At 70.5% G+C, this 23,775-nt stretch carries 25 protein-coding genes; 17 read left to right on the top strand and 8 right to left on the bottom strand.

All coding sequences use genetic code 11. The features are described from left to right. Positions 1-860: 860 nt before the first annotated feature. The gene (locus CHC09_RS07280) at positions 861-1,826 is read right to left on the bottom strand and encodes a COX15/CtaA family protein (protein WP_373871893.1); all 966 of its coding nucleotides are present in this window, start codon (positions 1,824-1,826) and stop codon (positions 861-863) included. A 106-nt stretch (positions 1,827-1,932) separates the two neighbouring features. Here CHC09_RS07280 and CHC09_RS07275 point away from each other — a divergent pair, with 106 nt between their 5' ends. Genes CHC09_RS07275 through CHC09_RS07240 form a run of 8 tightly spaced genes read left to right on the top strand, consistent with a single transcriptional unit; the run spans position 1,933 to position 8,578 of the window. After that, positions 1,933-2,700, top strand: coding sequence for a helix-turn-helix transcriptional regulator (locus tag CHC09_RS07275; protein WP_239138173.1), 768 nt, complete (start codon positions 1,933-1,935; stop codon positions 2,698-2,700). After that, positions 2,697-4,118 carry a Fe-S cluster assembly protein SufB gene (gene sufB / locus CHC09_RS07270; protein WP_089292195.1) on the top strand — a complete coding sequence of 474 codons (1,422 nt, stop codon included), beginning with the start codon at positions 2,697-2,699 and terminating at the stop codon, positions 4,116-4,118. The genes CHC09_RS07275 and sufB overlap by 4 nt, the downstream gene beginning before the upstream one ends. A gap of 46 nt (positions 4,119-4,164) precedes the next feature. Beyond that, positions 4,165-5,292: a Fe-S cluster assembly protein SufD gene (gene sufD, locus CHC09_RS07265; protein WP_089292194.1), complete on the top strand. Its 1,128-nt coding sequence runs from the start codon at positions 4,165-4,167 to the stop codon at positions 5,290-5,292. A 2-nt stretch (positions 5,293-5,294) separates the two neighbouring features. After that, positions 5,295-5,624: a non-heme iron oxygenase ferredoxin subunit gene (locus tag CHC09_RS07260; RefSeq protein ID WP_089292193.1), complete on the top strand. Its 330-nt coding sequence runs from the start codon at positions 5,295-5,297 to the stop codon at positions 5,622-5,624. Next, positions 5,621-6,376, top strand: a complete 756-nt coding sequence (gene sufC / locus CHC09_RS07255) for a Fe-S cluster assembly ATPase SufC (RefSeq protein WP_089292192.1) — start codon at positions 5,621-5,623, stop codon at positions 6,374-6,376. The genes CHC09_RS07260 and sufC overlap by 4 nt, the downstream gene beginning before the upstream one ends. 14 nt (positions 6,377-6,390) lie before the next feature. Then, positions 6,391-7,620, top strand: a complete 1,230-nt coding sequence (locus CHC09_RS07250) for a cysteine desulfurase (RefSeq protein WP_089292191.1) — start codon at positions 6,391-6,393, stop codon at positions 7,618-7,620. Next, positions 7,620-8,075 carry a Fe-S cluster assembly sulfur transfer protein SufU gene (gene sufU / locus CHC09_RS07245; protein WP_089292190.1) on the top strand — a complete coding sequence of 152 codons (456 nt, stop codon included), beginning with the start codon at positions 7,620-7,622 and terminating at the stop codon, positions 8,073-8,075. Before CHC09_RS07250 ends, sufU begins: the two co-directional genes overlap by 1 nt. Beyond that, positions 8,072-8,578, top strand: coding sequence for a metal-sulfur cluster assembly factor (locus CHC09_RS07240; protein ID WP_089292189.1), 507 nt, complete (start codon positions 8,072-8,074; stop codon positions 8,576-8,578). The genes sufU and CHC09_RS07240 overlap by 4 nt, the downstream gene beginning before the upstream one ends. 63 nt (positions 8,579-8,641) lie before the next feature. Here CHC09_RS07240 and CHC09_RS07235 read toward each other — a convergent pair whose 3' ends face one another. Then, positions 8,642-9,598, bottom strand: coding sequence for a nucleotidyl transferase AbiEii/AbiGii toxin family protein (locus tag CHC09_RS07235; RefSeq protein WP_239138174.1), 957 nt, complete (start codon positions 9,596-9,598; stop codon positions 8,642-8,644). 70 nt (positions 9,599-9,668) lie between these two features. Here CHC09_RS07235 and CHC09_RS07230 point away from each other — a divergent pair, with 70 nt between their 5' ends. Continuing rightward, entirely contained in the window at positions 9,669-10,526 is an 858-nt protein-coding gene (locus tag CHC09_RS07230; RefSeq protein WP_089292632.1) for an alpha/beta fold hydrolase, read from the top strand. On the opposite strand, the gene CHC09_RS07225 is transcribed toward CHC09_RS07230, so the two are convergent. From CHC09_RS07225 to CHC09_RS07215, 3 genes are all read right to left on the bottom strand, one after another. Next, on the bottom strand, positions 10,489-11,232 hold the full coding sequence (locus tag CHC09_RS07225) for an alpha/beta fold hydrolase (RefSeq protein WP_089292188.1): 744 nt from the start codon (positions 11,230-11,232) through the stop codon (positions 10,489-10,491). The genes CHC09_RS07230 and CHC09_RS07225 overlap by 38 nt on opposite strands. 10 nt (positions 11,233-11,242) lie before the next feature. After that, complete coding sequence (locus CHC09_RS07220; RefSeq protein WP_239138175.1) at positions 11,243-12,487, bottom strand: MFS transporter; 1,245 nt, start codon at positions 12,485-12,487, stop codon at positions 11,243-11,245. 91 nt (positions 12,488-12,578) lie between these two features. After that, positions 12,579-13,274 carry a histidine phosphatase family protein gene (locus CHC09_RS07215; RefSeq protein WP_089292186.1) on the bottom strand — a complete coding sequence of 232 codons (696 nt, stop codon included), beginning with the start codon at positions 13,272-13,274 and terminating at the stop codon, positions 12,579-12,581. A gap of 241 nt (positions 13,275-13,515) precedes the next feature. Between CHC09_RS07215 and CHC09_RS07210 the strand changes: the two genes are divergently transcribed. Beyond that, a complete protein-coding gene (locus CHC09_RS07210) occupies positions 13,516-14,118 on the top strand; it encodes a LysE family transporter (protein WP_089292185.1) in 603 nt (200 codons plus the stop codon). Positions 14,119-14,306: 188 nt separating this feature from the next. Further along, positions 14,307-14,939, top strand: a complete 633-nt coding sequence (locus CHC09_RS07205) for an acVLRF1 family peptidyl-tRNA hydrolase (protein ID WP_089292184.1) — start codon at positions 14,307-14,309, stop codon at positions 14,937-14,939. A 98-nt stretch (positions 14,940-15,037) separates the two neighbouring features. Here the strand turns inward: CHC09_RS07205 and ypfJ are convergent, their stop codons facing one another. Further along, the gene (gene ypfJ / locus CHC09_RS07200; protein WP_089292183.1) at positions 15,038-15,961 is read right to left on the bottom strand and encodes a KPN_02809 family neutral zinc metallopeptidase; all 924 of its coding nucleotides are present in this window, start codon (positions 15,959-15,961) and stop codon (positions 15,038-15,040) included. A 201-nt stretch (positions 15,962-16,162) separates the two neighbouring features. Here ypfJ and CHC09_RS07195 point away from each other — a divergent pair, with 201 nt between their 5' ends. The 5 genes from CHC09_RS07195 (at position 16,163) to CHC09_RS07175 (ending at position 21,484) form a co-directional block, all read left to right on the top strand. After that, the gene (locus CHC09_RS07195; protein WP_089292182.1) at positions 16,163-17,767 is read left to right on the top strand and encodes an ABC-F family ATP-binding cassette domain-containing protein; all 1,605 of its coding nucleotides are present in this window, start codon (positions 16,163-16,165) and stop codon (positions 17,765-17,767) included. Between the two features lie 438 nt (positions 17,768-18,205). Next, entirely contained in the window at positions 18,206-18,433 is a 228-nt protein-coding gene (locus CHC09_RS07190) for a helix-turn-helix domain-containing protein (protein WP_014441759.1), read from the top strand. Next, on the top strand, positions 18,430-19,230 hold the full coding sequence (locus tag CHC09_RS07185; protein WP_089292181.1) for an enoyl-CoA hydratase/isomerase family protein: 801 nt from the start codon (positions 18,430-18,432) through the stop codon (positions 19,228-19,230). The genes CHC09_RS07190 and CHC09_RS07185 overlap by 4 nt, the downstream gene beginning before the upstream one ends. A gap of 92 nt (positions 19,231-19,322) precedes the next feature. Beyond that, a complete protein-coding gene (locus CHC09_RS07180) occupies positions 19,323-21,251 on the top strand; it encodes an ABC transporter ATP-binding protein (RefSeq protein WP_089292180.1) in 1,929 nt (642 codons plus the stop codon). Beyond that, positions 21,248-21,484, top strand: a complete 237-nt coding sequence (locus CHC09_RS07175; protein ID WP_089292179.1) for a hypothetical protein — start codon at positions 21,248-21,250, stop codon at positions 21,482-21,484. Before CHC09_RS07180 ends, CHC09_RS07175 begins: the two co-directional genes overlap by 4 nt. Before the next feature lie 10 nt (positions 21,485-21,494). Here the strand turns inward: CHC09_RS07175 and CHC09_RS07170 are convergent, their stop codons facing one another. Continuing rightward, positions 21,495-22,253: an SDR family oxidoreductase gene (locus CHC09_RS07170; RefSeq protein ID WP_089292178.1), complete on the bottom strand. Its 759-nt coding sequence runs from the start codon at positions 22,251-22,253 to the stop codon at positions 21,495-21,497. 38 nt (positions 22,254-22,291) lie between these two features. Beyond that, entirely contained in the window at positions 22,292-22,870 is a 579-nt protein-coding gene (locus CHC09_RS07165) for a TetR/AcrR family transcriptional regulator (protein WP_089292177.1), read from the bottom strand. 164 nt (positions 22,871-23,034) lie between these two features. Between CHC09_RS07165 and CHC09_RS07160 the strand changes: the two genes are divergently transcribed. Then, positions 23,035-23,682, top strand: coding sequence for an HAD family hydrolase (locus tag CHC09_RS07160; RefSeq protein WP_089292176.1), 648 nt, complete (start codon positions 23,035-23,037; stop codon positions 23,680-23,682). Positions 23,683-23,775: the final 93 nt, after the last annotated feature.

Here is a 23,775-nt window from a genome sequence, read left to right as displayed (position 1 = left end):
CCGTCGTCGCGCCGGGTCCGAGCCGGGCTCACCGGCGGCAAGCATCAAATTCAAGACCATTCCCGAGTACGACCACTGAGGCCCCGTGGACGTGACCGGCCGGTAGCGCTGCTCGCTGCGGGGTGGGTGGCTGGGGTTGGTCGCCATGCGGTGTGGCCGGTGGGCTACGGCTGGTGGCGCCGTTCGTGTCGGCTGATGGGCGCGGTCGTCACGGGATGCGGTCGGATGGTCCTGGCAGGTGGGCCGCGACGGCGCATCCAAGGCTTGCGTGGCGGTACGTGCGCAAAGTTTCCGCGTCCGCGGCGGTTCGTGTCGGTCCCGGCTGGTTGTCATGGTCGTATCGGCGCGATTTTTGCGACGCTGTGGCCCAGCCGGTGCGGCTCGGCTGGGTCTGGCGGCCGGATCCTGGGTCGGGGCAGAACCATCAGCACCAGCCGGACCGCAAGTTTCCGCAATCCCGCCGTACCTTCGGCAAGCAAACGCGCCATCCCGCGAACCGCAGGTGGCGGCCGGGGCGGTGACCGGAGGCGGATGGTGGCTGGTGAGCGTCAGTGTCCGTCCGCGGATCGCGGGTGGCGGCCGGGGCAGTGACCGGAGGCGGATGGTGGCTGGTGAGCGTCAGTGTCCATCCGCGAACCGCGGGTGGCGGCCGGGGCGGTGACCCGAGGCGAACGATGGCTGGCACGCCAGCAGTGGCACTGCTGGCGCGACCCACGAGATCGCATCCGGGATCAACTTCCGCCGGCTGGGCGTGGTGGTGTCTCGGGCCCGGGTGGCGAGATGCGAATCGGTCAGGCGTGGCCGGCTGGATGTGGTGGTGACCCCCGGTCCGGCGTGACCGCGACCGACCGCCTGGCCGGTCAGACGGCGGGAACCGGCTCCTGGGCCGCTGACGGGGTGACCGACGGCGACGCGGCGGACGACCCGGTCGGTCGCTCCCGCAGGGACCACAGGACGGCCAGCGTCGCCGTCCAGACCAGTCCGGCGCCGAGCATGTGGCAGGCGACCAGCACCACCGGCAGGTGGGTGAAGTACTGGACGAAGCCGACCAGGCCCTGCGCCAGCTCCACCACGACGAGCGTCAGCGCGGCCCGGACGGCCGCCGGCGGGGCCTGTACCGCGCGCAGCGCGAACCACAGCGCCACCGAGAGGCCGATCAGCAGGAAGACCAGGTCGGCGTGGACCTGGGAGATCCCGGCCGGGTCGAGTCCGTTGCGCTTGGCGCCGCGGTCGCCGGAGTGCGGGCCGCTGCCGGTCACCACCACGCCGACGGCGACGACGGCCAGGCTGGCCAGGGTGGTGAGGCCGGCGAGCGCGCGCAGGGGGCCCGGGACCAGCGGCACGGGCGCGGCGTCGCCCTCGTCGACGCGGCGCCAGAACGCGTACGCCACGGTGATCAGCGCGATCGAGAGCAGGAAGTGCAGCCCGACGACCCACGGGTTGAGGTTGGTGAGCACGGTGATGCCGCCGACCACGCCCTGCATCGGGATGCCGAGGCCGACCGCGACCGAGAGCCGGACCAGCGACCGGCGGCGGGGCCGGCCCAGGGCGCCGAGGAAGCAGGCGACGGCGAGCAGGGCCAGCACGAACGTGAGCATCCGGTTGCCGAACTCGATGACGCCGTGGACGCCCATCGCGGCCGTCGTCGTGTACGACTCGTCGGTGCACCTGGGCCAGGTGGGGCAGCCGAGGCCGGAGTCGGTGAGACGGACCGCCGCGCCGGTGACGATCAGCGCGACGTTGGCGACCAGGGACGCGAGGGCCAGTGGGCGCAGCACGGCGGTGAACGGGCGGAACAGCGGCTCGAAGGACTTCACCCGGTGGATCGTACGCGCAAAGTTGATCTTGAAATAACGCATCCCCGCAGGCCGGTGTGGTGGATCACCGAGACCGGGTTTGCAGCTCTCGGAGGAAATACGTAACGTTGTGGTAGTGAAAAACGAGGTGCTGGCCAGCAGTGGTGCGGGGGCGTCTGCCGCCGCATCGGACGGCCGCACCCGTGATCGCGTCGCCCAGTTGCTGCAGCGTGACCCCGCCACCGCTGCCGAGCTCGGCGCCCAGCTCGGGCTCAGCCCCGCCGCGATCCGCAAACATCTGGACGCGATGCTCGCCGAGCACCTGGTCGAGACCCGTGAGGTGCGTCGCACCGGCCCGCGCGGCCGGGGCCGCCCGGCAAAGGCCTACGTGCTCACCGCCGCCGCCCGCGACGATCTGAACCCGCACCACTACGACAACATCGCCGCCGCCGCGCTGCGCTGGATCGCTCAGCACAACGGGCCGGAGGCGGTCAGCGCGTTCGCCGCGGCCCAGATCCAGGCGCTGGAGGACCGCTGCCGGTCGGCCCTGCACGAGGCCGGCACCGAGCCGATCGCCAGGGCGGAGGCACTCGCCGATGCGCTGACGGCGGAGGGCTACGCTGCCAGCGCGACCACGATCGCGTCCGGCGGGCAGTTGTGCCAGCATCACTGCCCGGTGGCGCACGTGGCCGCCGAGTTCCCTCAGCTGTGCGACGCCGAGACCGAAGTGATCTCGCGGCTCATCGGTACCCACGTGCAGCGCCTCGCGACCATCGCGCACGGCGACGGGGTGTGCACCACGCACATCCCGGCTCGCGGTGCGCACCCGACTACGCCACCCGCCGCCCACCAAACGGACTGCGGCAGCCTCATCGCCGAAATCACGGTTAGGACAGATACATGACTGACCAGATCGTCACTCAGGAAGAGCACCTGGCCGCTCTTGGCAAGTACGAGTACGGCTGGGCCGATGCCGACGTCGCGGGCGCCACCGCGCAGCGCGGTCTGTCCGAGGCCGTGGTGCGCAACATCTCAGCCCTGAAGAACGAGCCGCAGTGGATGCTCGACCTGCGTCTCAAGGGCCTGCGCCTGTTCGACCGCAAGCCGATGCCGAACTGGGGCGCCGACCTCACCGGGATCGACTTCCAGAACATCAAGTACTTCGTGCGCTCCACCGAGAAGCAGGCCGCTTCCTGGGAGGACCTGCCGGAGGACATCAAGTCGACGTACGACAAGCTCGGCATCCCGGAGGCGGAGAAGCAGCGCCTGGTCGCCGGCGTCGCCGCGCAGTACGAGTCCGAGGTCGTCTACCACGCGATCCGTGAGGACCTCGAGGCGCAGGGTGTCCTGTTCCTCGACACCGACACGGCTCTCAAGGAGCACGAGGACGTCTTCAAGGAGTACTTCGGCACGGTGATCCCGGTCGGCGACAACAAGTTCGCCGCGCTGAACACCAGCGTGTGGTCCGGCGGCTCGTTCATCTACGTGCCGAAGGGTGTGCACGTCGACATCCCGCTGCAGGCCTACTTCCGGATCAACACGGAGAACATGGGCCAGTTCGAGCGGACCCTGATCATCGCCGACGAGGGCAGCTACGTGCACTACGTCGAGGGCTGCACCGCGCCGATCTACTCCTCCGACTCGCTGCACTCCGCGGTCGTCGAGATCGTCGTCAAGAAGAACGCGCGAGTTCGGTACACGACGATCCAGAACTGGTCGAACAACGTCTACAACCTGGTCACCAAGCGCGCCACCTGCGAGGAGGGCGCGACCATGGAGTGGATCGACGGCAACATCGGCTCCAAGGTCACGATGAAGTACCCGGCGGTCTACATGACCGGCCCGCACGCCAAGGGCGAGGTGCTCTCGATCGCGATGGCCGGCGAGGGCCAGCACCAGGACTCCGGCGCCAAGATGGTGCACGCCGCGCCGCACACCTCCTCGACGATCATCTCCAAGTCGATCGCCCGTGGCGGTGGCCGTACGTCGTACCGCGGTCTCGTCCAGGTCCTGGAGGGCTCCGCGCACTCGAAGAGCACCGTCAAGTGCGACGCGCTGCTGGTCGACACGATCTCCCGCTCGGACACGTACCCGTACGTCGACATCCGCGAGGACGACGTGAACATGGGTCACGAGGCGACCGTCTCCAAGGTCAGCGAGGACCAGCTCTTCTACCTGATGAGCCGGGGCCTGACCGAGGACGAGGCGATGGCGATGATCGTGCGCGGCTTCATCGAGCCGATCGCCAAGGAGCTCCCGATGGAGTACGCCCTGGAGCTGAACCGCCTCATCGAGCTGCAGATGGAGGGCGCGGTCGGCTGACCGCCCCCGTCGCCTCACCCCGCCCCCGAAGAATCCAAAGGACGAGATGACTACCGAGGCCATCGCCCCGCCGAGCACCAAGTCGCAGGTGCTGCGCTCCTTCGACGTCGCCGACTTCCCGGCCCTCAACGGCCTGGAGGAGGAGTGGCGTTTCACCCCGCTCAAGCGGCTGAGTGACCTGGTCAAGGCCACGGCGCTGACCGGCGCGGCACCCTCCGTGGAGTACGGCGACCTGCCCGCCGGCGTGACGGTCACCACCGCCGACGACGTCGAGCCGGTACTCATCCCGTTCGACCGGATCAGCGCGCTGGCCTACGGCTCGGCCGCCGGCGTCACCGTGATCGAGGTGGCGGCCGAGGCCGAGCCGGCCGAGGCGGCCGTGATCCGCCTGGTCGGCAAGGGGGGCGAGGCCGCGGCCGCGCGCACCGTGGTCAAGGTCGGCAACTTCGCCAAGGCCACCGTCGTGCTGGAGCAGACCGGCACGGTCACCCTGGCCGACAACATCGAGGTGGTGCTCGGCGACAGCGCCCAGCTCACCTTCGTGACCCTGGCCGAGTGGGACCGCGACGCGGTGCAGGCCCAGCACGTGCGGTTCCGGGTCGGCAAGGACGCCCGGGTGCAGCACGTGCAGGTCACCCTCGGCGGCGACCTGGTCCGCCAGTTCACCAGCGTGGAGTACACGGGGCGGGGCGGTGACGCCGAGCTCTGGGGGCTCTACTTCGCCGACGCCGGCCAGCACCAGGAGCACCGTCAGCTGGTCGACCACTCGGTGCCGGACTGCCGCAGCTACGTGGGTTACCGGGGTGCGCTGCAGGGCAAGTCGGCGCACACCGTCTGGGTCGGCGACGTGCTGATCCGGGCCGCCGCGACCGGCACCGACACGTACGAGATCAACCGCAACCTGGTGCTGACCGACGGCGCCCGCGCGGACTCGGTCCCGAACCTGGAGATCGAGACCGGTGAGGTCGCCGGCGCCGGGCACGCCAGCGCCACCGGCCGGTTCGACGACGAGCAGCTGTTCTACCTGATGGCGCGGGGCATCCCCGAGGCTGAGGCCCGCAAGCTGGTCGTCCGTGGCTTCTTCGCCGAGCTGATTCACAAGATCCCGGTCGAGGCGCTGCGCGAGCGGCTCGGCGATGCCATCGAGGCGCGGCTGGCCGAGGCGGGTCAGTAGTGATGTTCGAGAACGTCGGGCCGGCGTCCGACATCGCGAAGGGCACCGCGCTCCAGGTGGAGGTCGACGGTGTCGAGATCGCGGTCGTGCACGCCGACGACGACAACTTCTACGCGGTCCGCGACGAGTGCAGCCATGCCTCGGTGGCCCTCACCGAGGGGGAGGTCGACGGGTGCATGCTGGAGTGCTGGCTGCACGGCTCGCGCTTCGACCTGCGTACCGGTGAGCCCTCCGGACCGCCCGCCATCGACCCGGTGGCGACCTATCCCGTCGAGATCCGCGACGGAGACATCTACGTTTCGACGAAACCGAGCAATGGAGTAGAGCCGTGAGCACCCTGGAGATCCGCGACCTGCAGGTTTCGGTGAAGCTGCCGGATGGCGAGCTGAAGCCGATCCTCGCCGGGGTCGACCTCACCATCAAGTCGGGCGAGACGCACGCCATCATGGGCCCGAACGGCTCCGGCAAGTCGACGCTGGCCTACTCCATCGCCGGCCACCCGAAGTACGAGATCACCGGTGGCTCGGTGACGCTGGACGGCCAGGACGTGCTCGCCCTGACCGTCGACGAGCGCGCCCGCGCCGGTCTCTTCCTGGCCATGCAGTACCCGGTCGAGGTCCCCGGCGTCTCGGTGGCGAACTTCCTGCGTACCGCGAAGACGGCGATCGACGGCGAGGCGCCGAAGCTGCGCACCTGGGCCGGCGAGCTGCGCGGTGCCATGGAGAAGCTGCAGATGGACCCGGCGTTCGCGCAGCGCAACGTGAACGAGGGCTTCTCCGGCGGTGAGAAGAAGCGGCACGAGATCATGCAGCTGGAGCTGCTCAAGCCGAAGATGGCGATCCTCGACGAGACCGACTCCGGCCTCGACATCGACGCGCTGCAGATCGTCAGCGAGGGCGTGAACCGGGTCCGGGCGACCGGCGACACCGGCTTCCTGCTGATCACCCACTACACGCGGATCCTGCGCTACATCAAGCCGGACTTCGTGCACGTCTTCGTCGGTGGCCGGATCGTCGAAGAGGGCGGCTCGGAGCTGGGCGAGCGCCTCGAGGCCGAGGGCTACAAGAAGTTCGTCAACGCCTGATAGCGGGAGAACAAATGAGCTTCGACGTCGCGCGGGTGCGCAAGGACTTCCCGATCTTCGAGCGGGAGGTGAACGGCCACCCGCTGGTCTATCTGGACAGTGCCAACACCTCGCAGAAGCCGGTGCAGGTGCTCGACGTCATGCGCGCCCACCAGGAGAAACACAACGGCAACGTGTCGCGCTCGGTGCACACCCTAGGCACCGAGTCGACCGAGCTGTACGAGGGCGCCCGGGCCAAGGTGGCGGCGTTCATCGGTGCGGGCAGCACCGATGAGATCGTCTTCACCAAGAACTCCACCGAGGCGATCAACCTGGTCGCGCACGCGGCCGGTCAGTTGCTGAAGCTCGGCCCGGGCGACGAGGTCGTGATCTCCGAGATGGAGCATCACTCGAACCTGGTGCCCTGGCAGCTGCTCTGCGAGCGGACCGGCGCCACGCTGCGCTGGTTCGGTATCACCGACGAGGGCCGGCTCGACGAGTCCGCGCTGAACGCCCTCGTGAACGAGCGCACCAAGCTCGTCTCGGTGGTGCACATGTCGAACGTGCTCGGCACCATCAACGACGTGTCCGCGCTGGTCGCGCGGGCCCGTCAGGTCGGTGCCCTGGTCATGCTGGACTGCTCCCAGTCGGTGCCGCACTTCCCGGTTGACGTGCGCGAGCTGGGCGTCGACTTCATCGCCTTCACCGGACACAAGATGCTCGGCCCGACCGGCATCGGCGTGCTCTGGGGCAGGTACGAGCTGCTCGCGACGATGCCGCCGTTCCTGGCCGGCGGGTCGATGATCGAGACCGTGGCGATGGGGAAGACCACGTTCGCCGCGCCTCCGGCCCGGTTCGAGGCCGGCACCCCGCCGATCACCGAGGCGATCGGCCTCGGCGCGGCGGTGGACTACCTGACCGGGCTCGGTATGGAGAACATCCACCGGCACGAGCAGGAGATCACCCGGTACGCGCTGGAGCAGCTCTCCGCCGTCCCCGGCGTGCGGATCTACGGCCCGGTCAAGCCGGAGGGCCGCGGTGGCACGGTGTCGTTCGGGGTGGACGGCGTGCACCCGCACGACGTCGGGCAGATCCTGGACGCGCTCGGCGTCGAGGTGCGGGTCGGCCACCACTGCGCCCGGCCGGTGTGTGTGCGGTTCGGGGTGCCGGCGATGACCCGGGCCTCGTTCTACCTCTACACGACCACGGACGAGATCGATGCCCTGGCGCGCGGCCTCGACCAGGTGCGGAAGGTGTTCGGCTGATGATGCTCGACGGGTTGTACCAGGACATCATCCTGGATCATTACAAGCATCCGCACGGGCGTGGCCTGCGTGAGCCGTTCGACGGGGAGGCGCACCACGTCAACCCGACCTGCGGTGACGAGATCACCGTGCGGGTCACCGCCGACCTGGCCGACATCTCGTACGACGGGCTGGGTTGCTCGATCAGCCAGGCCTCCGCATCGGTTCTGCACGAGCTGCTGCAGGGTAAGGACCGGGCGGCGGTCGCGGAGATCCACCACGCGTTCGTCGAGCTGATGCAGAGCCGCGGCCAGGTGGAGCCGGACGAGGACGTGCTCGGTGACGGGATCGCGTTTGCCGGGGTGGCGAAGTTTCCGGCCAGGGTGAAATGCGCCCTGCTGCCGTGGATGGCGTTCAAGGACGCGGCGGCGCGCGCGGGCGTCGAGGTGGGCGCGAGCCCGGAGGTGAAAGCATGAGCGAACAGATCGATTCCGTGCAGACGGTGGCGACGGCACCGGCCGGCGCGGCTTCCCCCGCCGAGGACCAGGTCCCGGGCTGGTTGGAGGCCGAGCGGGCGGAGGCCGCGGAGGCGGGCGAGCCGGTCGAGGTGCCGGAGGTGGGCGTCTCGTCCGCGAAGGGCGCCGAGCCGGTCAAGAAGGCGTCGACCGCCGACGTCGAGGAGGCGATGAAGGACGTCGTCGACCCCGAGCTCGGTATCAACGTGGTCGACCTGGGCCTGGTCTACGGCGTCCACGTGGACGACGAGAACGTCGTCACCCTGGACATGACGCTGACCTCGGCGGCCTGCCCGCTGACCGACGTGATCGAGGACCAGACCCGGCAGGCGCTGACCACCGGCCCGGGCGGCGGCCTGGTGCAGGACTTCCGGATCAACTGGGTGTGGCTGCCGCCGTGGGGCCCCGACAAGATCACCGACGACGGTCGTGAGCAGCTGCGGGCACTCGGTTTCAACGTCTGAGACGAACCGGCGGAAGGCGGCGCGCGTGCAGCGCGCCGCCTTCGTCGTTCTCCGGTGTCAGGGTCAGCGCCAGGCGCGCTCCAGCGCCGCCGCCAACCGTCGCAGCCAGGGCAGCGCGTGCGGTTCGGTGATCAGCTCCGGATAGTCCTGGATGAAGTTGTTCCACTCGAGGTCCGTCCAGGTCAGCACCGACTCGGCGGTGAACTCGTCGGCCTCGTCGCGCAGCTCCGGCCGCATCAGCTCCCGGACCAGGGCGAGGTCGACCGAGGTGTGCTCGGCCAGCAGGACAGCGTCGTACAGGTCCTTGCCCTGCGGATAGCAGTCGGTGGCCAGCCAGAGCAGTTTCCACGCCAGCGACAACCCGGCGGTGGCCGCCAGGACCGGCTCGCGGAGACCGGGCAGCAGGAGCGGCTCCGGTGCTGTCGGCAGCTCCTCACCGAACACGATGTCGATCTGCACGATCCCTTCCGGGACACCCGGGACCTCGAACGGGATCGTCAGGCGGCGGCCGTCGGCCCGCTCGTAGGTCCAGATCGCGGACTCGGCGACCCGGTCCGGCCGGAGCCCGGCGGCGGGACTCGCGGCCACCGCCGCGACGATCCCGTCCAGCAGCTCGCGAGCCGCCGCGCTGTCGCTCGCCAGGCTCGCCGGGGCGACCACGAAGTCCAGGTCACCCGGCTCGCGAGCGGCCGCGCCGACCCAGGCCGGCATCGCCGCGCTGCCACGGAGCACCAGGTCGCCCGGCAGCACGGTGCCGGCGAGCACGGACAGGATGTGGGTCGCCGCCGCCCGCCGGGCAGCCCGCCAGCGTTCCCCGAGCCCCGGGACGCCGAAGATCGGCTCGCCGGCCCGATAGGCGTTGTGGTGATGCTTGAGCGCCGGATCGAAGACCAGGCCCTGCCGGGCGTCCCGCACCGGACGGTAGGTCGCCGGATACGCGCCCCGGCGGTATGGCGGGGCGAGCCGGTCCAGGCGGTGGACCGGCGGGTGCGTCTCGAAATCCCCCGATATCTCAGTCACGGGGCGGAGCGTAGTCCGGCTGTCCGACAGGTTCCCGCAATATATCGGCCCGCGCGCATAGGATCCGGGCGTGGACACCTTCACCGCTTCCGACGGCACCCGGCTCGCGCTGCACCGGTCGGGAGGCGGTGAACCGCTCGTCTGCCTCCCCGGCGGCCCGATGCAGGCCGCCGCGTACCTCGGCGATCTCGGTGGCCTCTCCGCGCACCGGCTGCTGCTCATCCCTGACCTGCGCGGAACCGGCTCCTCAGCGATCCCGGCGGACCCCGCGACCTATCGCTGCGACCGGCAGGTGCCCGACGTCGAGGCGCTGCGCGAGCGACTCCAGTTGGAGCGTTTCGACCTGCTCGGGCACTCCGCCGGTGCGTCGCTGGCGCTGCTCTACGCCGTGCGTCACCCGGCGCGGGTGCGCCGGCTGGTGCTGGTCAACCCCAGCCCGCGCGCGGTCCACCTGGAGATCACCGATCTGGACCGGCGGCGGGTCGCCGAGGAACGCCGAGGCGAGCCGTGGTTCCCGGAGGCGTTCGCCGCGCTGGAGCGGGTGCAGACCGGGCAGGCGACGCCGGCCGACGGCCGGGCCCTGGCGCCGTTCATCTACGGCCGGTGGGACGCCGAGACGCAGGCCTACTCGGCCCGCGAGGCCGGGCAGAAGAACAAGGTCGCGGCCGCGGCCTACAACGCCGAGGGCGCCTTCGACCCCGATACGGTACGTACGGGGCTGGCCGGCCTGGCCGCGCCCGTCCTGCTGGTCTCGGGCGAGCTCGACCTGCAGTTGCCGCCGAAGGCCGCCGCCGACTACGCCGGCCTGTTCCCGCAGGCCGAGCTGGCCATGGTTCCGGGCGGTGGACATTTCTCCTGGCTGGACGACGCGGAATGGCTCGTCCAGAAGGTCATCGGTTTCCTAGGAACCCGATCAGCAGCGGGTTGATCAGGTCGGGGCGCTCCAGGCTGGGCAGGTGACCGGCCCAGTCCAGCTCGACGTGCCGGGCGTCCGGCAGCGTGCCGGCCAGCCGTTCCGCGATCTCCCGGAAGTCCGGCAGGTCGTGCCCGCCGGAGAAGAGCAGCGTCCGCGCGGTGATCGTGGCCAGGTCCCAGTCCACTTCGATCTGCTCCGGCTCCGGGGCCCCCGGCGGCTGCAGGTCGAAGACCCGGCGCTGCATGGTGCGGACCGCGGCCCGCGCCTCCTCGCCGGCCTCCGGGCCGAGCCACACGTCGACGTTGAGCTCGACCGCGGCGTCCAGGTCCCCGGCCTCGAGCAGGGCGTCCTCCCGCACGGCGAACGCCAGCCGCTGTGGACTCTTCGGATGGCCGGGCAGGGCGGTGCAGAGCAGCACCAGCGCGGAGACCCGGTCCGGCCGGCGGGCGGCGAGCTCCAACGCGATCTGGCCGCCGCCGGACGAACCGACCAGCGCGACCGGGCCGTCCCCGAACAGCTCGGCGACCTCGTCCGCGTCGTTCCAGGGCTTGTCGGGGATCGAGGACTCGCCGAATCCGCGCAGGTCGCAGCGGGTGACCCGGAAGCCGGCCGCGGTCAGCGCCGGAACCTGGGGATCCCACATCCGGCGGTCGCACACAGTGGAATGCAGCAGCAGCACGTCCGGGCCGTCCCCGGTCACGTCATGAGCGATCTTCATCCGGCCGAGACTACTTTGCACCGACCAGGGCCTTGGCGGGCAGGACGCGATGCTCGTCGAGGGCGTGCCAGGCGGAGAAGAGGAACGGGGAGAGGGTGACCATCAGGTAGCCGATGCCGACCAGCAGGGCGCCGGCGTGCAGGCCGAGCGCGTCGGCGGCCCAGCCGCCCAGGACGCCGCCGAGCGGGATGCCGGCCCAGGCGAACGCGATCAGCACGCTCATCACCCGGCCGTGGACGCGGAACGGGATGCGCTCGTAGACGGCGGCCAGCAGGATCGGGTTGACCGTCGCCATCAGCGTGCCGGCGATCGCGGCGGTCGTCAGGATCAGCCACAACCGGTCGGACAGGGCCAGCGCGAACAGTTGCGCCGGGCCGCCGATCAGGAAGCACACCGCGAACGTGGCGCGGCGGGGCAGACGTGGTCCCAGGATCGTCCAGAGGATGTTCCCGGCCACCGCACCCACCCCGAAGGCGGTACCGAGCACGCCGAGAGCGGCCGGTCCGTGCGGTCCCTCCCGCACCCAGACCGGTACGAACACGGTCAGGTACGCCTGGTCGAAGAGGTTCGTCACGAACAGCAGCGACATGATGCCGATGATCAGGCGGTCGTGCCGTACGTACCGGAACCCGCACCGCAGGGCCGCGGCGTAACCGTCCTTCTCCTCCTCCGCCGGTCCCGCTCCGGTGGAGGAGGGCCGCACGTGGCAGAGGATCAGCAGCGCGCACACGCCGAACGTGGCCGCGTCGACCAGCAGGACCCGGGTCGGCCCGATCGTGGCCACCAGCACCCCGGCCAGTGGCAGGCCGAGCAGCGTGGCGATCCGGCTGATTCCGTCGTAGAGGGTGGTGCCGCGCTCGGTGGTCAGCCCGGCCTCGGCGATCATCCGGGGCAGCAGGGCGCGTTTGGCCGTGTCACCGAACCCGCGTAACGCCCCGGCCAGGGCGATCAGGCACAGCAGGGTGTGGAACGGGATGGTGCCGGTGGCGGCGAGGATCGGGATGCCGCTCACCGCGAGCAGGCTCGCCACGTCCGCGGCGACCGCCGTCGAGCGCGGGCCGACCCGGTCGACGATCGGACCGCCGAGCAGGCCGGCCAGGACGTACGGCAGCATCTCGGCGAAGCCGGCCACCCCGGCCAGCAGCGCCGAGCCGGTGCTGGTCAGCACCAGCCAGGGCAGCGCCACGAAGGTGATCCGGCTGCCGAGCAGGGAGATCGCCTCGGCCGCGAGCAGGCCGACCAGTCCACGCCTCACCGCTGGTTCCTCCGCAAGAGTGCGGGCATCGAACCAACCTATCCATGCAAAGAATTCTTTGGAAGATGCCGATCAATGGATTCTGGTGGGTTCAGGCCGGTGGCAGGTGGTCGATCGCGTTGTAGCGGTCGAGTTTGAGGCCACCGTTCCCGTCGCTCACGAAGCGACTGACCGACGCGTTCCGCACGGCGCCCGCGGACTTCTCCACGGCGGCCAGCTCCGCCCAGTCCAGGTCCTCGAGCACGGCGCGGGTCATCAGCACCACCGCGTCGTGGGCGACCACGATCACCCGGCGGCCGGCGTGCTCGGTGTGCAGGTCCTCCAGAAAGGACGTGAGCCGGACCCGGATGTCGGCGAACGACTCGCCGCCGGGTGGCCGGTACTCCCACATCCCGGCCTCGGCCAGGCGTGCCGCCTCACCGGGGAACCGGGCCGCCACGGCGGCCCGGGTCAGCATCTCCAGCTCGCCGAGGAGCCGGTCGACGAGCCGGTCGTCGGTGCGCGGGACGGTCGTCGTCCCGGCGGCCTCACCCGCGATCCGCCAGGTCTCCCGGGCCCGCAGGTAAGGGGAGGTCACGGCGACCTGGGGCCGGCGGTCCTCCGGCAGGGCGGCCAGCCAGGTGCCGACCGCCCGGGCCTGCTCCATGCCCAGCCCGGTCAGCGGGACGTCGGCGTCCCGGCCGCTCAGTGCCGTCTCCAGCAGTCCGTTCCGGTTGGCCTCCGGGAAGGCGACGTTGGCCAGGCTCTGCCCGTGCCGGATCAGGATCAGTTCCGCGACAACGCCCATGAATCGGACTTTATCTGTCACAGTCCGTCGCCGGAAAGGCGCATCGGGTGATGTCTCGGCCTGCCGGCCGGTCCGACCAGGGCCTTGTATGAGGAAAATCGCTGGCCGGGCGGCCGGGCGGCCAGCATGATGGCGGCGTGATCGAGCCGATGTCCTTCCGCACCGTCCCTGTCGCCGTGGCCGAACGGGCCGGGCGACAGCAGCGGACCGACCGCGAGATCACGGCGCCGAAGCAGCTGCCATGAGCGCACCGTTCCTGGCCGGCGTCGTCGCCGGCTACGGGATCGCGGTTCCGGTCGGGGCGATCGGCGCACTGATCGCGGGGCTCAGCGCCCGCACGTCCCTGCGGGTCGGTGCCGCGGCGGGGCTGGGCGCGGCCACGGCGGACGGGATCTACGCCTGTGTCGCGGTCGCCGGGGGTGCGGCCGTCGCCGGCGTGATCGCTCCGGTCGCGGAGCCGTTGCGCTGGGCCGGGGCCGTGGTCCTGCTGGCGCTGGCGGCCTGGACGGCGTGGGGCGCGCTCCGGAGCACCGGAACCGGTGAGCGGGACGAGCGCCCGGCAACGGCGCTGCGCGCGTACGCCGGAATTCTCGGGCTCACCCTGCTCAACCCGGCCACCGTGATCTACTTCGCCGCGCTGGTCCTCGCCAACGGCGGCGCCGGCGGCGGGATCTGGTTCGTCGTGGGTGCCTTCCTGGCCTCGGCGAGCTGGCAACTCCTGATCGCCGGGGGTGGCTCGCTGGTGGGTCGCCTGCTGACCGGCCGGCGGGGTCGCCTGCTCACGGCGCTGACCTCCAGCCTGGTGATCGCCGTCCTCGCCATCCGCCTTCTCGCCGGCTCCTGACCGCCGGCCCCGGGCTCTTGCATGCTCGCCCCTTTGTGCCACGGGGAGGTATGTCGATCAATGTCTGCCAAGTTCGTACGGTGATCACGTCCTGAGCGCTCCACCGGTGGAGGGTGGCACCAGCGATCTCACCGGGCTTGACGCCCGGGTGGCCGGGGCCGGCGTCCCACGGCCGTAGGCTGACGAGAATGGGTGAACGGCCGGCCGCCGGCGGCGGCAAATGGGTGGATGTGGCGCCCGAGCGGGTGGGGCGCTGGCTGGAGAACTTCGCGACCCGCCACGGTGCGTACCGGGAGGAGGGCCTGACCCTGGTCGCCGCGGACGGGGCGGAGGCGACGCTGCACGCGCCGCCGGGCGCCGGGGAGCCGGGGAGCGTGGCCGAGCTGATCCGCGCGGCGCTGGAGCCGCGGCGGCTGGGGCTGCTGCTCGCCCGGAAGGGCGCGGTCGCGGCCGGGATCGCCGACGGGACCGAGCTGACCTCCTCCAAGGTGGACACCCACTACGTGCAGGGGCGGACAGCGGCGGGTGGCTGGTCGCAGCAGCGCTTCGCCCGCCGCCGGGCCAACCAGGCCAAGGCGGCGACCGCGGACAGCGCCGGGATCGCCGCGCGCGTTCTCCTTCCGGAGGTACGGACCCTGACCGCGCTCGTGACCGGTGGTGACCGCGCCGCCGTGGACGCGATCCTGGCCGACCGGACGCTCGCGCCGGTCGCCGCGCTGCGGGCCGGGCGGCTGCTGGACGTGCCGGAGCCGCGGCACGCCGTACTGGTCGAGGCGATCGCCCTGGCCCGCGCCGTGCGGGTGCTGATCCGCGAACCCTGACCCGGGACGTCCCGGCGGACCCCGCCCGGCGGAAAGGATCCGGCCGCCGTCCCGCGCCAGGTGCGGGTCGGCGGCCGGAGGCCAGGGATCGGAAACGGTCAGTCGCCCGCCTTGACCGCGCCCGGCGCGAACGTGTCGCACTTCTTCGGATCACCCGAGTCGTACCCGGTGCGGAACCACTTCTGCCGGTCCGCCGATGTGCCGTGGGTGAACTCGCGTGGGTCGATGGTGCCACCGTTACGTTGCTGGAGTGTGTCGTCACCGATCTGGCCGGCGGTCTGGATGCCCTCCTGGATGTCCGCCGCGGTGAGACTCTTGAAGATCTTGTTGCCCTTGGCGTCGGTGGTGCCGGTCGCGCCCCGGGCCCAGGCCCCGGCGTAGCAGTCGGCCTGCAGCTCAAGCCGCACCGACTCCAGGTTCGCCTGGTCCGGGTTGGACCGCTGCGCCCGCCGCATCTCCGCCTCGGTGCCGAGTAGGTCCTGCACGTGGTGACCGTACTCGTGGGCGAGCACGTAGGGCTGGGCGAACTCGCCGGGCGCGCCGAGCTGCCGGGCCATCTCCTGGTAGAAGGTCAGGTCGATGTAGACCTTGTTGTCGGCCGGGCAGTAGAACGGGCCGACCCCGGAGTCCGCGGTGCCGCAGCCGGTGCTCACCCGGTTCGAGAAGATCCTGGTGGTGGCCTTCTCGTATGGCTTCCCGAACGCCTCGGGCAGTTCGGTGGCCCAGTACGCCTGGATCGAGTTGATGTAGAGGACGTTGCGGCAGTCCAGTTGCTCGCGGGCGGTCTGCTGGTGGCACTCCTGGTCGAGGCTGGTGTTGTCGGCGTTCGGGGAGCCACCGTCGCCGCCCAGGGTGTTGATCCCGAAGTAGCCGCCGACCAGGGCGAGCAGCACCGTGATGACGATGCCGGTCAGGCCGCCGCCACCGATGGGCAGCCCACCGAAGCCACCCCCGCCGCCGCCCGAGCCACGAAGGTCCTCGACCTGACTGGTGTCGATCTCGGCGTTCTCGTTGAGTTCCATGCCGTCCTCACTTCGCCACGGTTGCACGGCGTGTACCCGATGATCTTGCGGCCTAATCGAGTGGGAGTTGACAGCGGCCGCCGGGTAGTATGGCCGCGTGCTGCTCTGCGAAGGCTGACCTGCCCAGCGCCGACCGTCCAGGGGACGGCCGGCGTCTTTTTGCGCCCTGAGTCAGCCCAATCACCGAGAGCGAGAATTTCCATGATCACCGCCACCGGACTGGAACTCCGCGCCGGCGCGCGCATTCTGATCTCCCCGACCACCCTGCGGGTGCAGCCGGGCGACCGGATCGGCCTGGTCGGCCGCAACGGCGCGGGCAAGACGACCACGCTGAAGGTGCTGGCCGGCGAGGGCATCCCGTACGCCGGCTCGGTCGAGCGGACCAGTGAGATCGGTTACCTGCCGCAGGACCCGCGGACCGGCGACCTGAACGTGACCGGGCGCGACCGGGTGCTCTCCGCCCGCGGCCTGGACACCATCCTCGCCGAGATGCAGAAGCTCGAGGTGCAGCTCGAGGAGAGCGCCGACGAGAAGCTGATCCGGCGCTACGGCCAGCTGGAGGACCAGTTCGCCGCCCTGGGCGGGTACGGAGCCGAGGCCGAGGCCGCCCGGATCTGTGCCAACCTGGGCCTGCCCGACCGCGCCCTGGCGCAGACCATCGGCACCCTCTCCGGCGGTCAGCGCCGCCGGATCGAGCTGGCCCGCATCCTGTTCGCCAACTCCGGGCAGAACGGCAAGGGCATCCTGCTGCTCGACGAGCCCACCAACCACCTCGACCAGGACTCGATCGCCTGGCTGCGCGGTTACATGGCGCAGCACAAAGGCGGCCTGATCGTGATCAGTCACGACGTCGAGCTGCTCGACGCCGCGGTGAACAAGGTCTGGTACCTGGACGCGAACCGCTCGGTCGTCGACATGTACAACATGGGCTGGAAGACGTACCTGGAAGCGCGGGAGACCGACGAGCGGCGGCGCCGCCGGGAGCGGGCCAACGCGGAGAAGAAGGCCGGTGCCCTGCTGGCGCAGGCCGACAAGATGCGGGCCAAGGCGACCAAGACGGTGGCGGCGCAGAACATGGCGCGCCGGGCCGAGAAGCTGCTCGGTGGCCTGGAGGAGACCCGGGTCTCGGACAAGGTGGCGAAGGTCCGGTTCCCGAGCCCGGCCCCGTGCGGCAAGACGCCGCTGACCGGGCACGGCCTGTCGAAGTCGTACGGGTCGCTGGAGATCTTCGCGGACGTCGACGTGGCCGTGGACCGCGGCTCCCGGGTCGCCATCCTGGGCCTGAACGGCGCGGGGAAGACCACCCTGCTGCGGATCCTCGGCGGCCTGCTGAAGTCGGACACCGGTGAGGTGCGCGCCGGACACGGCCTGCGGCTCGGCTACTACGCCCAGGAGCACGAGACCCTGGACGTGGACCGGACGATCCTGGACCACATGCGCAGCGCCGGCTCCGAGCAGACGGACACCGAGCTGCGGAAGATCCTGGGCGCGTTCCTCTTCTCCGGCGACGACGTGGACAAGCCGGCCGGGGTGCTCTCCGGCGGTGAGAAGACCCGGCTGGCCCTGGCCACCCTGGTCTGCTCCGGCGCGAACGTGCTGCTGCTGGACGAGCCGACCAACAACCTCGACCCGGTCAGCCGGGAGCAGGTGCTGGACGCGATCGCCAACTACCCGGGCGCGATCGTGCTGGTGACCCACGACGCCGGCTGTGTGCAGGCGTTGAAGCCGGACCGGGCGATCCTGCTGCCGGACGGCGACGAGGACGCGTGGAGCGACGACCTGCTGGAACTCGTCGAGCTGGCGTGACCCCATAGCAGGTTGTGAGGGGTCCTGGATCATTGGCATCGTCAGTTGTCAACTGGTGCCCACACAGACAGTGCGATGTTCGGGCGTTTGAGGGCAGGTCGGACTTGCGCCCGTACGCGCACCTCATCCCACAGGGGTGACTCACAGCCCCCGCACAGCTTCGGCGCGTAACCCTCGGCGTGTCGTCCTCGATCGAGTGTTTCTGCAGGTGATCGATGGTCTTGGTGAGCCTGCCGAGTCGTGGGTCGCGCGCCGAAAATGTCGCCCCGCGCCCTGCGGGCAAACGGTCTGACATTGATGCGCGTGGTAACCGTCAAGTTCCTGACAGTAATAAATGGGCACGTTCCTCGGCGGTAGATGCCTAGCGCATGATCGTTGGAGGCGGTGTAATAGGTGGGACCGTATCTGACCGCACTGTCTGCGACGTGAGGATTCAAGATGGCAGCCACTGGCACAGCTACCAGTACTGAGAAGGGTCGTCGAATCGTCGGTAGCGAGCGGCAGTCGCTCGCCAAGGACCTGGTGAAGCGTTACACCTCCGGTGAGAGCATCCGGGCGCTTGCCGCTTCGACTGGCCGGTCCTATGGATTCGTCCACCGCGTGCTAACCGAATCGGGCGTGCAGTTGCGCCAGCGCGGCGGCGCCCGCCGCCGCAAGAAGGCGTGACGGCGGACAACGCCGAGCCGGTAACCGCGGTAACAGCCGATGATGTAGGCGTTCGCTACGAACAGGCTGGGCCGGTCGCGACGGTCACGTTGTGCCGGCCCGACGTTCTCAATGCACAGACTCCGGCCATGTGGGCGGAGCTGAGCAACATTTCCCGAAAATTGCCGGGCGACGTCCGCGTCGTCATTGTGCGAGCCGAAGGCCGCGCGTTTTCCGCCGGCCTGGATCTGTCCGTTGCCCGCGGTGACGGCGATTCCGCACTGGCTCGACTGGCGCAGTTGTCATCTGCCGACTGCGCCGATCGGATTGCGGGCTTCCAGACCGCGTTCACGTGGTTGCGCAGCCCGTCCATCGTGTCCATCGCGGCGGTGCAGGGACATGCCATAGGCGCCGGCTTCCAGTTGGCGCTGAACTGTGACATGCGAGTGCTCGCCGATGACGCGCGGTTCTCGATGGCCGAGGTGACGCTCGGCCTGGTGCCCGATCTGGGCGGGACGAAACGGCTCACCGAGCTGATCGGCCCGTCCCGGGCACTGGAGATCTGCGTGACCGGGCGACGGATCCCGGCCGACGAGGCGGACCGGATCGGCCTCGCCACCGCTGTGGTGCCGCGGGACGAACTGGACGCGGCGGTCGCCGACCTGGTCGCCGCCGTACTGGCCGGGGACGCGGGGGCCGTCGCCGAGATCAAGGGCCTGCTGGCCGGGGCACCCGGCCGGTCGTACGCGGAGCAGGACCGGGCCGAACGGGAAGCACAGACCCGCCGGCTCGCGGAACTGCTCGGGTCCGGGGAGTAGGGACCGTTTCGGGCAGCGAAACGGTCCGCGCCGAGGAATAGCGGCCGCACCTCCCGGGTTGTCGTAGTCGCTCGACGCCCGGGAGGTGACGAATGAGCATGACCAGCTGGAACATGCTGCGCTCGATCCAGAGCGCGGAGCGGGTCGCGGCACACCAGGTGACGCCCGGCACCATGCGGCGGATCCTGCGGTTCGCCGAGCCCTACCGCCGGGACATCGCGGTGTTCCTGCTCGCCGTGGTGGTCGACGCCGGAATCGGCGTGGCCACCCCGCTGCTGGCCGGTCACGTGATCAACGCGATCACCGGTGGCGGGCCCGGCGCGGCCACCACCGTGGTCCGGATCGCCCTGCTGATCGCCGGCCTGGCCGTCGTCGACGCACTGCTCTCGCTGGCTCAGCGGTGGTACTCGGCGCGTATCGGTGAGGGCATCATCCTCAGCCTGCGGACCCGGGTGTACGACCACGTCCAGCGCATGCCGCTGCAGTTCTTCACCCGCACCCAGACCGGCGCCCTGGTCAGCCGGCTCAACAACGACGTGATCGGGGCCCAGCGGGCGTTCACCTCGACCCTCTCCGGCGTGCTCAGCAACGTCATCCAGCTGGTGCTCACCGCGGCGGTGATGTTCAGCCTGTCCTGGCCGATCACCGTGCTGTCGCTGGCGCTCCTCCCGGTCTTCATCATCCCGGCGCGACGGGTCGGCCGGCGGCTCGCCGAGATCACCCGGGAGTCGTACAACCTCGACGCCAAGATGAACGCGACCATGACCGAGCGGTTCAACGTCTCCGGCGCGCTGCTGGTCAAGCTCTTCGGGCGCCCCGACAGCGAGGCCGCCCGGTTCGGCGAGCGCGCCGAGCGGGTCCGCGACATCGGGGTCCAGCAGGCGATGTACTCCCGCACCTTCTTCGTCGCCATGTTGCTGGTGGCCTCGCTGGCGCAGGCGCTTACGTACGGCCTGGGCGGCTGGCTCGCCGTTCACGGCCAGGTCTCGGCCGGCACCGTGGTCACCCTGGCCCTGCTGCTCACCCGGCTTTACGGCCCGCTCACCGCACTCAGCAACGTCCGGGTGGACGTGATGAGCGCGCTGGTCTCGTTCGACCGGGTCTTCGAGGTGCTCGACCTCGAGCCGGGGATCGCCGAGAAGCCGGACGCGGCACCGATCCCGGCGGGTTCCGGCCGGATCGAGTTCCGTGACGTCCGGTTCCGCTACCCGAGCGCCGCCGAGGTCTCCCTCGCCACCCTGGAGGACGTCGCGACGCTGGACCGGACGGAGAACACGCCGGTCCTGCACGGCATCGACTTCACCGTCGAGCCGGGGCAGCTGGTCGCGCTGGTCGGCCCGTCCGGCGCCGGCAAGTCGACCACCTCGATGCTGGTCTCCCGGGTCTACGACGTGACCGGCGGCGCGGTCCTGGTCGGCGGCGTCGACGTGCGCGACGCGACCCTCGACTCGCTGCGTGACACGGTCGGTGTGGTCACCCAGGACTCGCACCTCTTCCACGAGACGATCGCGGAGAACCTGCGGTACGCCCGGCCGGGCGCGACCGAGGACGAGATGTGGGCCGCCCTGGACGGCGCCCAGGTCGGCGACCTGGTCCGGTCGCTGCCGGACGGGCTGGAGACCGTGGTGGGGGAGCGCGGCTACCGTTTCTCCGGCGGCGAGAAGCAGCGCATCGCGATCGCCCGGCTGCTGCTCAAACAGCCGTCGATCGTGATTCTCGACGAGGCCACCGCCCATCTGGACAGCGAGTCCGAGGCGGCCGTGCAGCGGGCCCTGACCGAGGCGTTGCGGAACAGGACCGCGCTGGTCATCGCCCACCGGCTCTCCACGATCCGGAGCGCCGACCTGATCGTGGTGCTGGACCGGGGGAAGGTCGTCGAGCGCGGCACCCACGACGTCCTGGTCGCCGCCGGTGGGCTCTACGCGGACCTCTACCGCACCCAGTTCGCCGCGGCCGCCACGCCGTACCCCGAGGAAGCGGTTGAGATCATCACTGTGCCGGCGACTACCGTGGAGCCGTGACGGGTCTCCTGGTCTTCGCGGTGGTGTTCGCGGCGGTGCTCTGGACGTTCGCGCGGTTCGGCGGCTGGGTGCGGCGCAAGGGTATCGGCGGAGGGATCATGGGGCCGATCGACGAGGCGTGGCATCCGTCGGCCGAGCGGTTCCGGCGGGAGTCGGTGATCCAAGAGCAGCGGGTGCTGCCACCCCGTCCCGGTGACGAGACTCCTGACTGGACTGCTCGCCCGGGGCGCTGAGGGGACGCGATCACAGCGTGCGCATCGCACCGCCGTCGACCGGGACCACACAACCGGTCACATAGCCGGCCGCCGGGGAGAGCAGGAACGCCGCCACCCGGCCGAACTCCGGCGCCTCCCCGATCCGGCGCACCGGGATCGCCGCCGCCGCCTCGGCCGCCGCGGTCGCCGGATCGCCGGTGTTCTGGAACAGCTCCCGGTTGCGGTCGGTCATGAACCGGCCGGGCAGGATGCCCAGCACCCGGATGCCGCGCGGCCCGTACTCGTCGGCCATGTCCTTGGCGACCATGGCCAGGCCGGGCCGGAGCCCGTTCGACAGACCGAGCCCGGCGAGCGGCGTCTTCACCGAGGTGGAGAGCACCAGGCCGATCGCGCCGCCCTCGGGCAATGCCGCCGCGAAGGTGCGCGCGGCCCGGACCGAACCGAGGAAGACCGTCTCGAACGCACCGCGCCACTGGTCGTCGCTCATGCCGCCGGCGGTCCCCGGGGCCGGACCGCCCACCGAGATCAGGGCGCCGTCGAGCCGGCCGAACCGCTCTGTCGCCAGGTCCACCAGCTCACGTGGCGTGCCCGGGTCGGCCAGGTCGGCGGTCAGCCCGACCGCGTGCCCGGCACCCAGCTCGGCCACCGCGTCGGCGACCTTCTCCTCGTCCCGCGAGGAGATCACCACCCGGGCGCCGTCCGCGACGAGCGCCTGCGCGGTGGCGAAACCCAGCCCGCGCGAGGCGCCGGTGAGGATGAAGACGCGATCAGCCAGCCCCAGATCCATGTGGGACATCATTTCATCAGCCGGCGGCCGGCGGCGGCTCAGTGCCGGCGAACGGCGTCCTCGACCAGATCCAGGACCCGGGCCAGGTCGCCGGGGGGACGGCCGGTGGCCAGGTGCAGGACCAGGCCGTCGTAGGCCAGCTCCAGGAACTGCGTCAGCACGTCGACGGGCACGTCCTGGCGCAGGACGCCGGCCTCTCCCTGGCGCTGCAGGCGCTCCCGGGTGGCGTCGGCGATCGCGGCCGAGCGTTGCGCCCACCGCTTGGCGAAGGCCGGGTCGGTGCGCAGGCGGTGCGAGACCTCGAGCTGGGTGCCGAGCCAACCGGCCGTGTCACCGTCGCTGGTGCCGGCGAGCTCCAGCAGGTCGCGCATCACCTGGACGAGGCCGTTGCGGGCGACGGTCTCGACCATGTTGACCGCGTCGTCCTCGGCGACCGCCAGGAACAGCGACTCCTTGTCGCGAAAATGGTGGAAAATCGCGCCGCGGGACATGCCCGTCGCCTCTTCCAGGCGGCGGACCGTGGCGCCCTCGTAGCCGAACCGCGCGAAACAGCCTCGCGCCGCGTTGAGGATCTCGTGGCGGCGAGCGTCGAGCTGGTCCTGGCTAACCCTGGGCACGCCGCTGATCGTTTCATGTGGCCCCGCAGTCTTGCAATCCGTACGTACGGCTTTTTAGCGTCTCGCGTCCCTCGATCGGATGATGCGAATTTCGTCAAGGGAACTGCGCTTTGTTTACAGTCCTGGACTGTTCGCTTTGGCCGGTGCTCACGTAAAGTGCGCGCGTGCCTCTAGTCTTCCTCGCTCTGGACGACACCCTGCTCGACCGCAGCGGTGCGTTCCGGCTTTGGGCTAAGGGTTTCCTCGACGAGATCGCCGCACCTCAGGACGATCTCGACTGGTTGGTCGCCGTGGACGCTGACGGCCTGACCTCCCGGTGGGACCTCGCCGACCAACTCCGGGACCGCTACCAGCTAAGAGTGCCTGCCATCGATCTCGTCGACGAGCTCTACGAGGGCCCGCTCGCCCATGAGCGGCTCGACCCGATGATCGGCTGTGCGCTGGAGATCGCCGCCGACGCCGGCCTCATTCCGGTGGTCGTCACGAACGGTGCCGCGGAGCAGTCCGAGGGGCGCATCCGGCGCACCGGCCTTGACCGCTATGTCGCCGATTGGGTGATTTCGGAGCAGGCGGGGGTCAGTAAGCCCAACCCGCGGATCTTCGCGCTCGCCGCTCAGCGGGTTCGTATGCGTCTGGCCGGGGCCTGGGTCCTCGGCGACAGCCCGGAGGCCGACATCGGTGGCGCGGCGGCGCTGGGTCTGCCGAGTGTGTGGCTGCATCGGGGGCGGGAGTGGGTGGACACCCGGTTCGCGCCGACCCGGGTCGCCGGGAATGTCATCCAGGGCATCTCGGCGATCATGGCCACCCGCTGACCGTCGTCGTCCCTATCGCTGACGTGCCGGCCGGCTGGTCCACATGTTCGTGTGCGGGCCGGCCTGATCGCCACCAGCGCCAGCAGGCTGAGC

The sequence above is a fragment of the Actinoplanes regularis genome, from assembly GCF_900188005.1.
In the GTDB taxonomy this organism is placed as follows: Bacteria; Actinomycetota; Actinomycetes; order Mycobacteriales; family Micromonosporaceae; genus Actinoplanes; species Actinoplanes regularis.
Note: the sequence above shows the minus strand (reverse complement) of the source record. Positions and strands in the feature narration are given on the sequence as shown.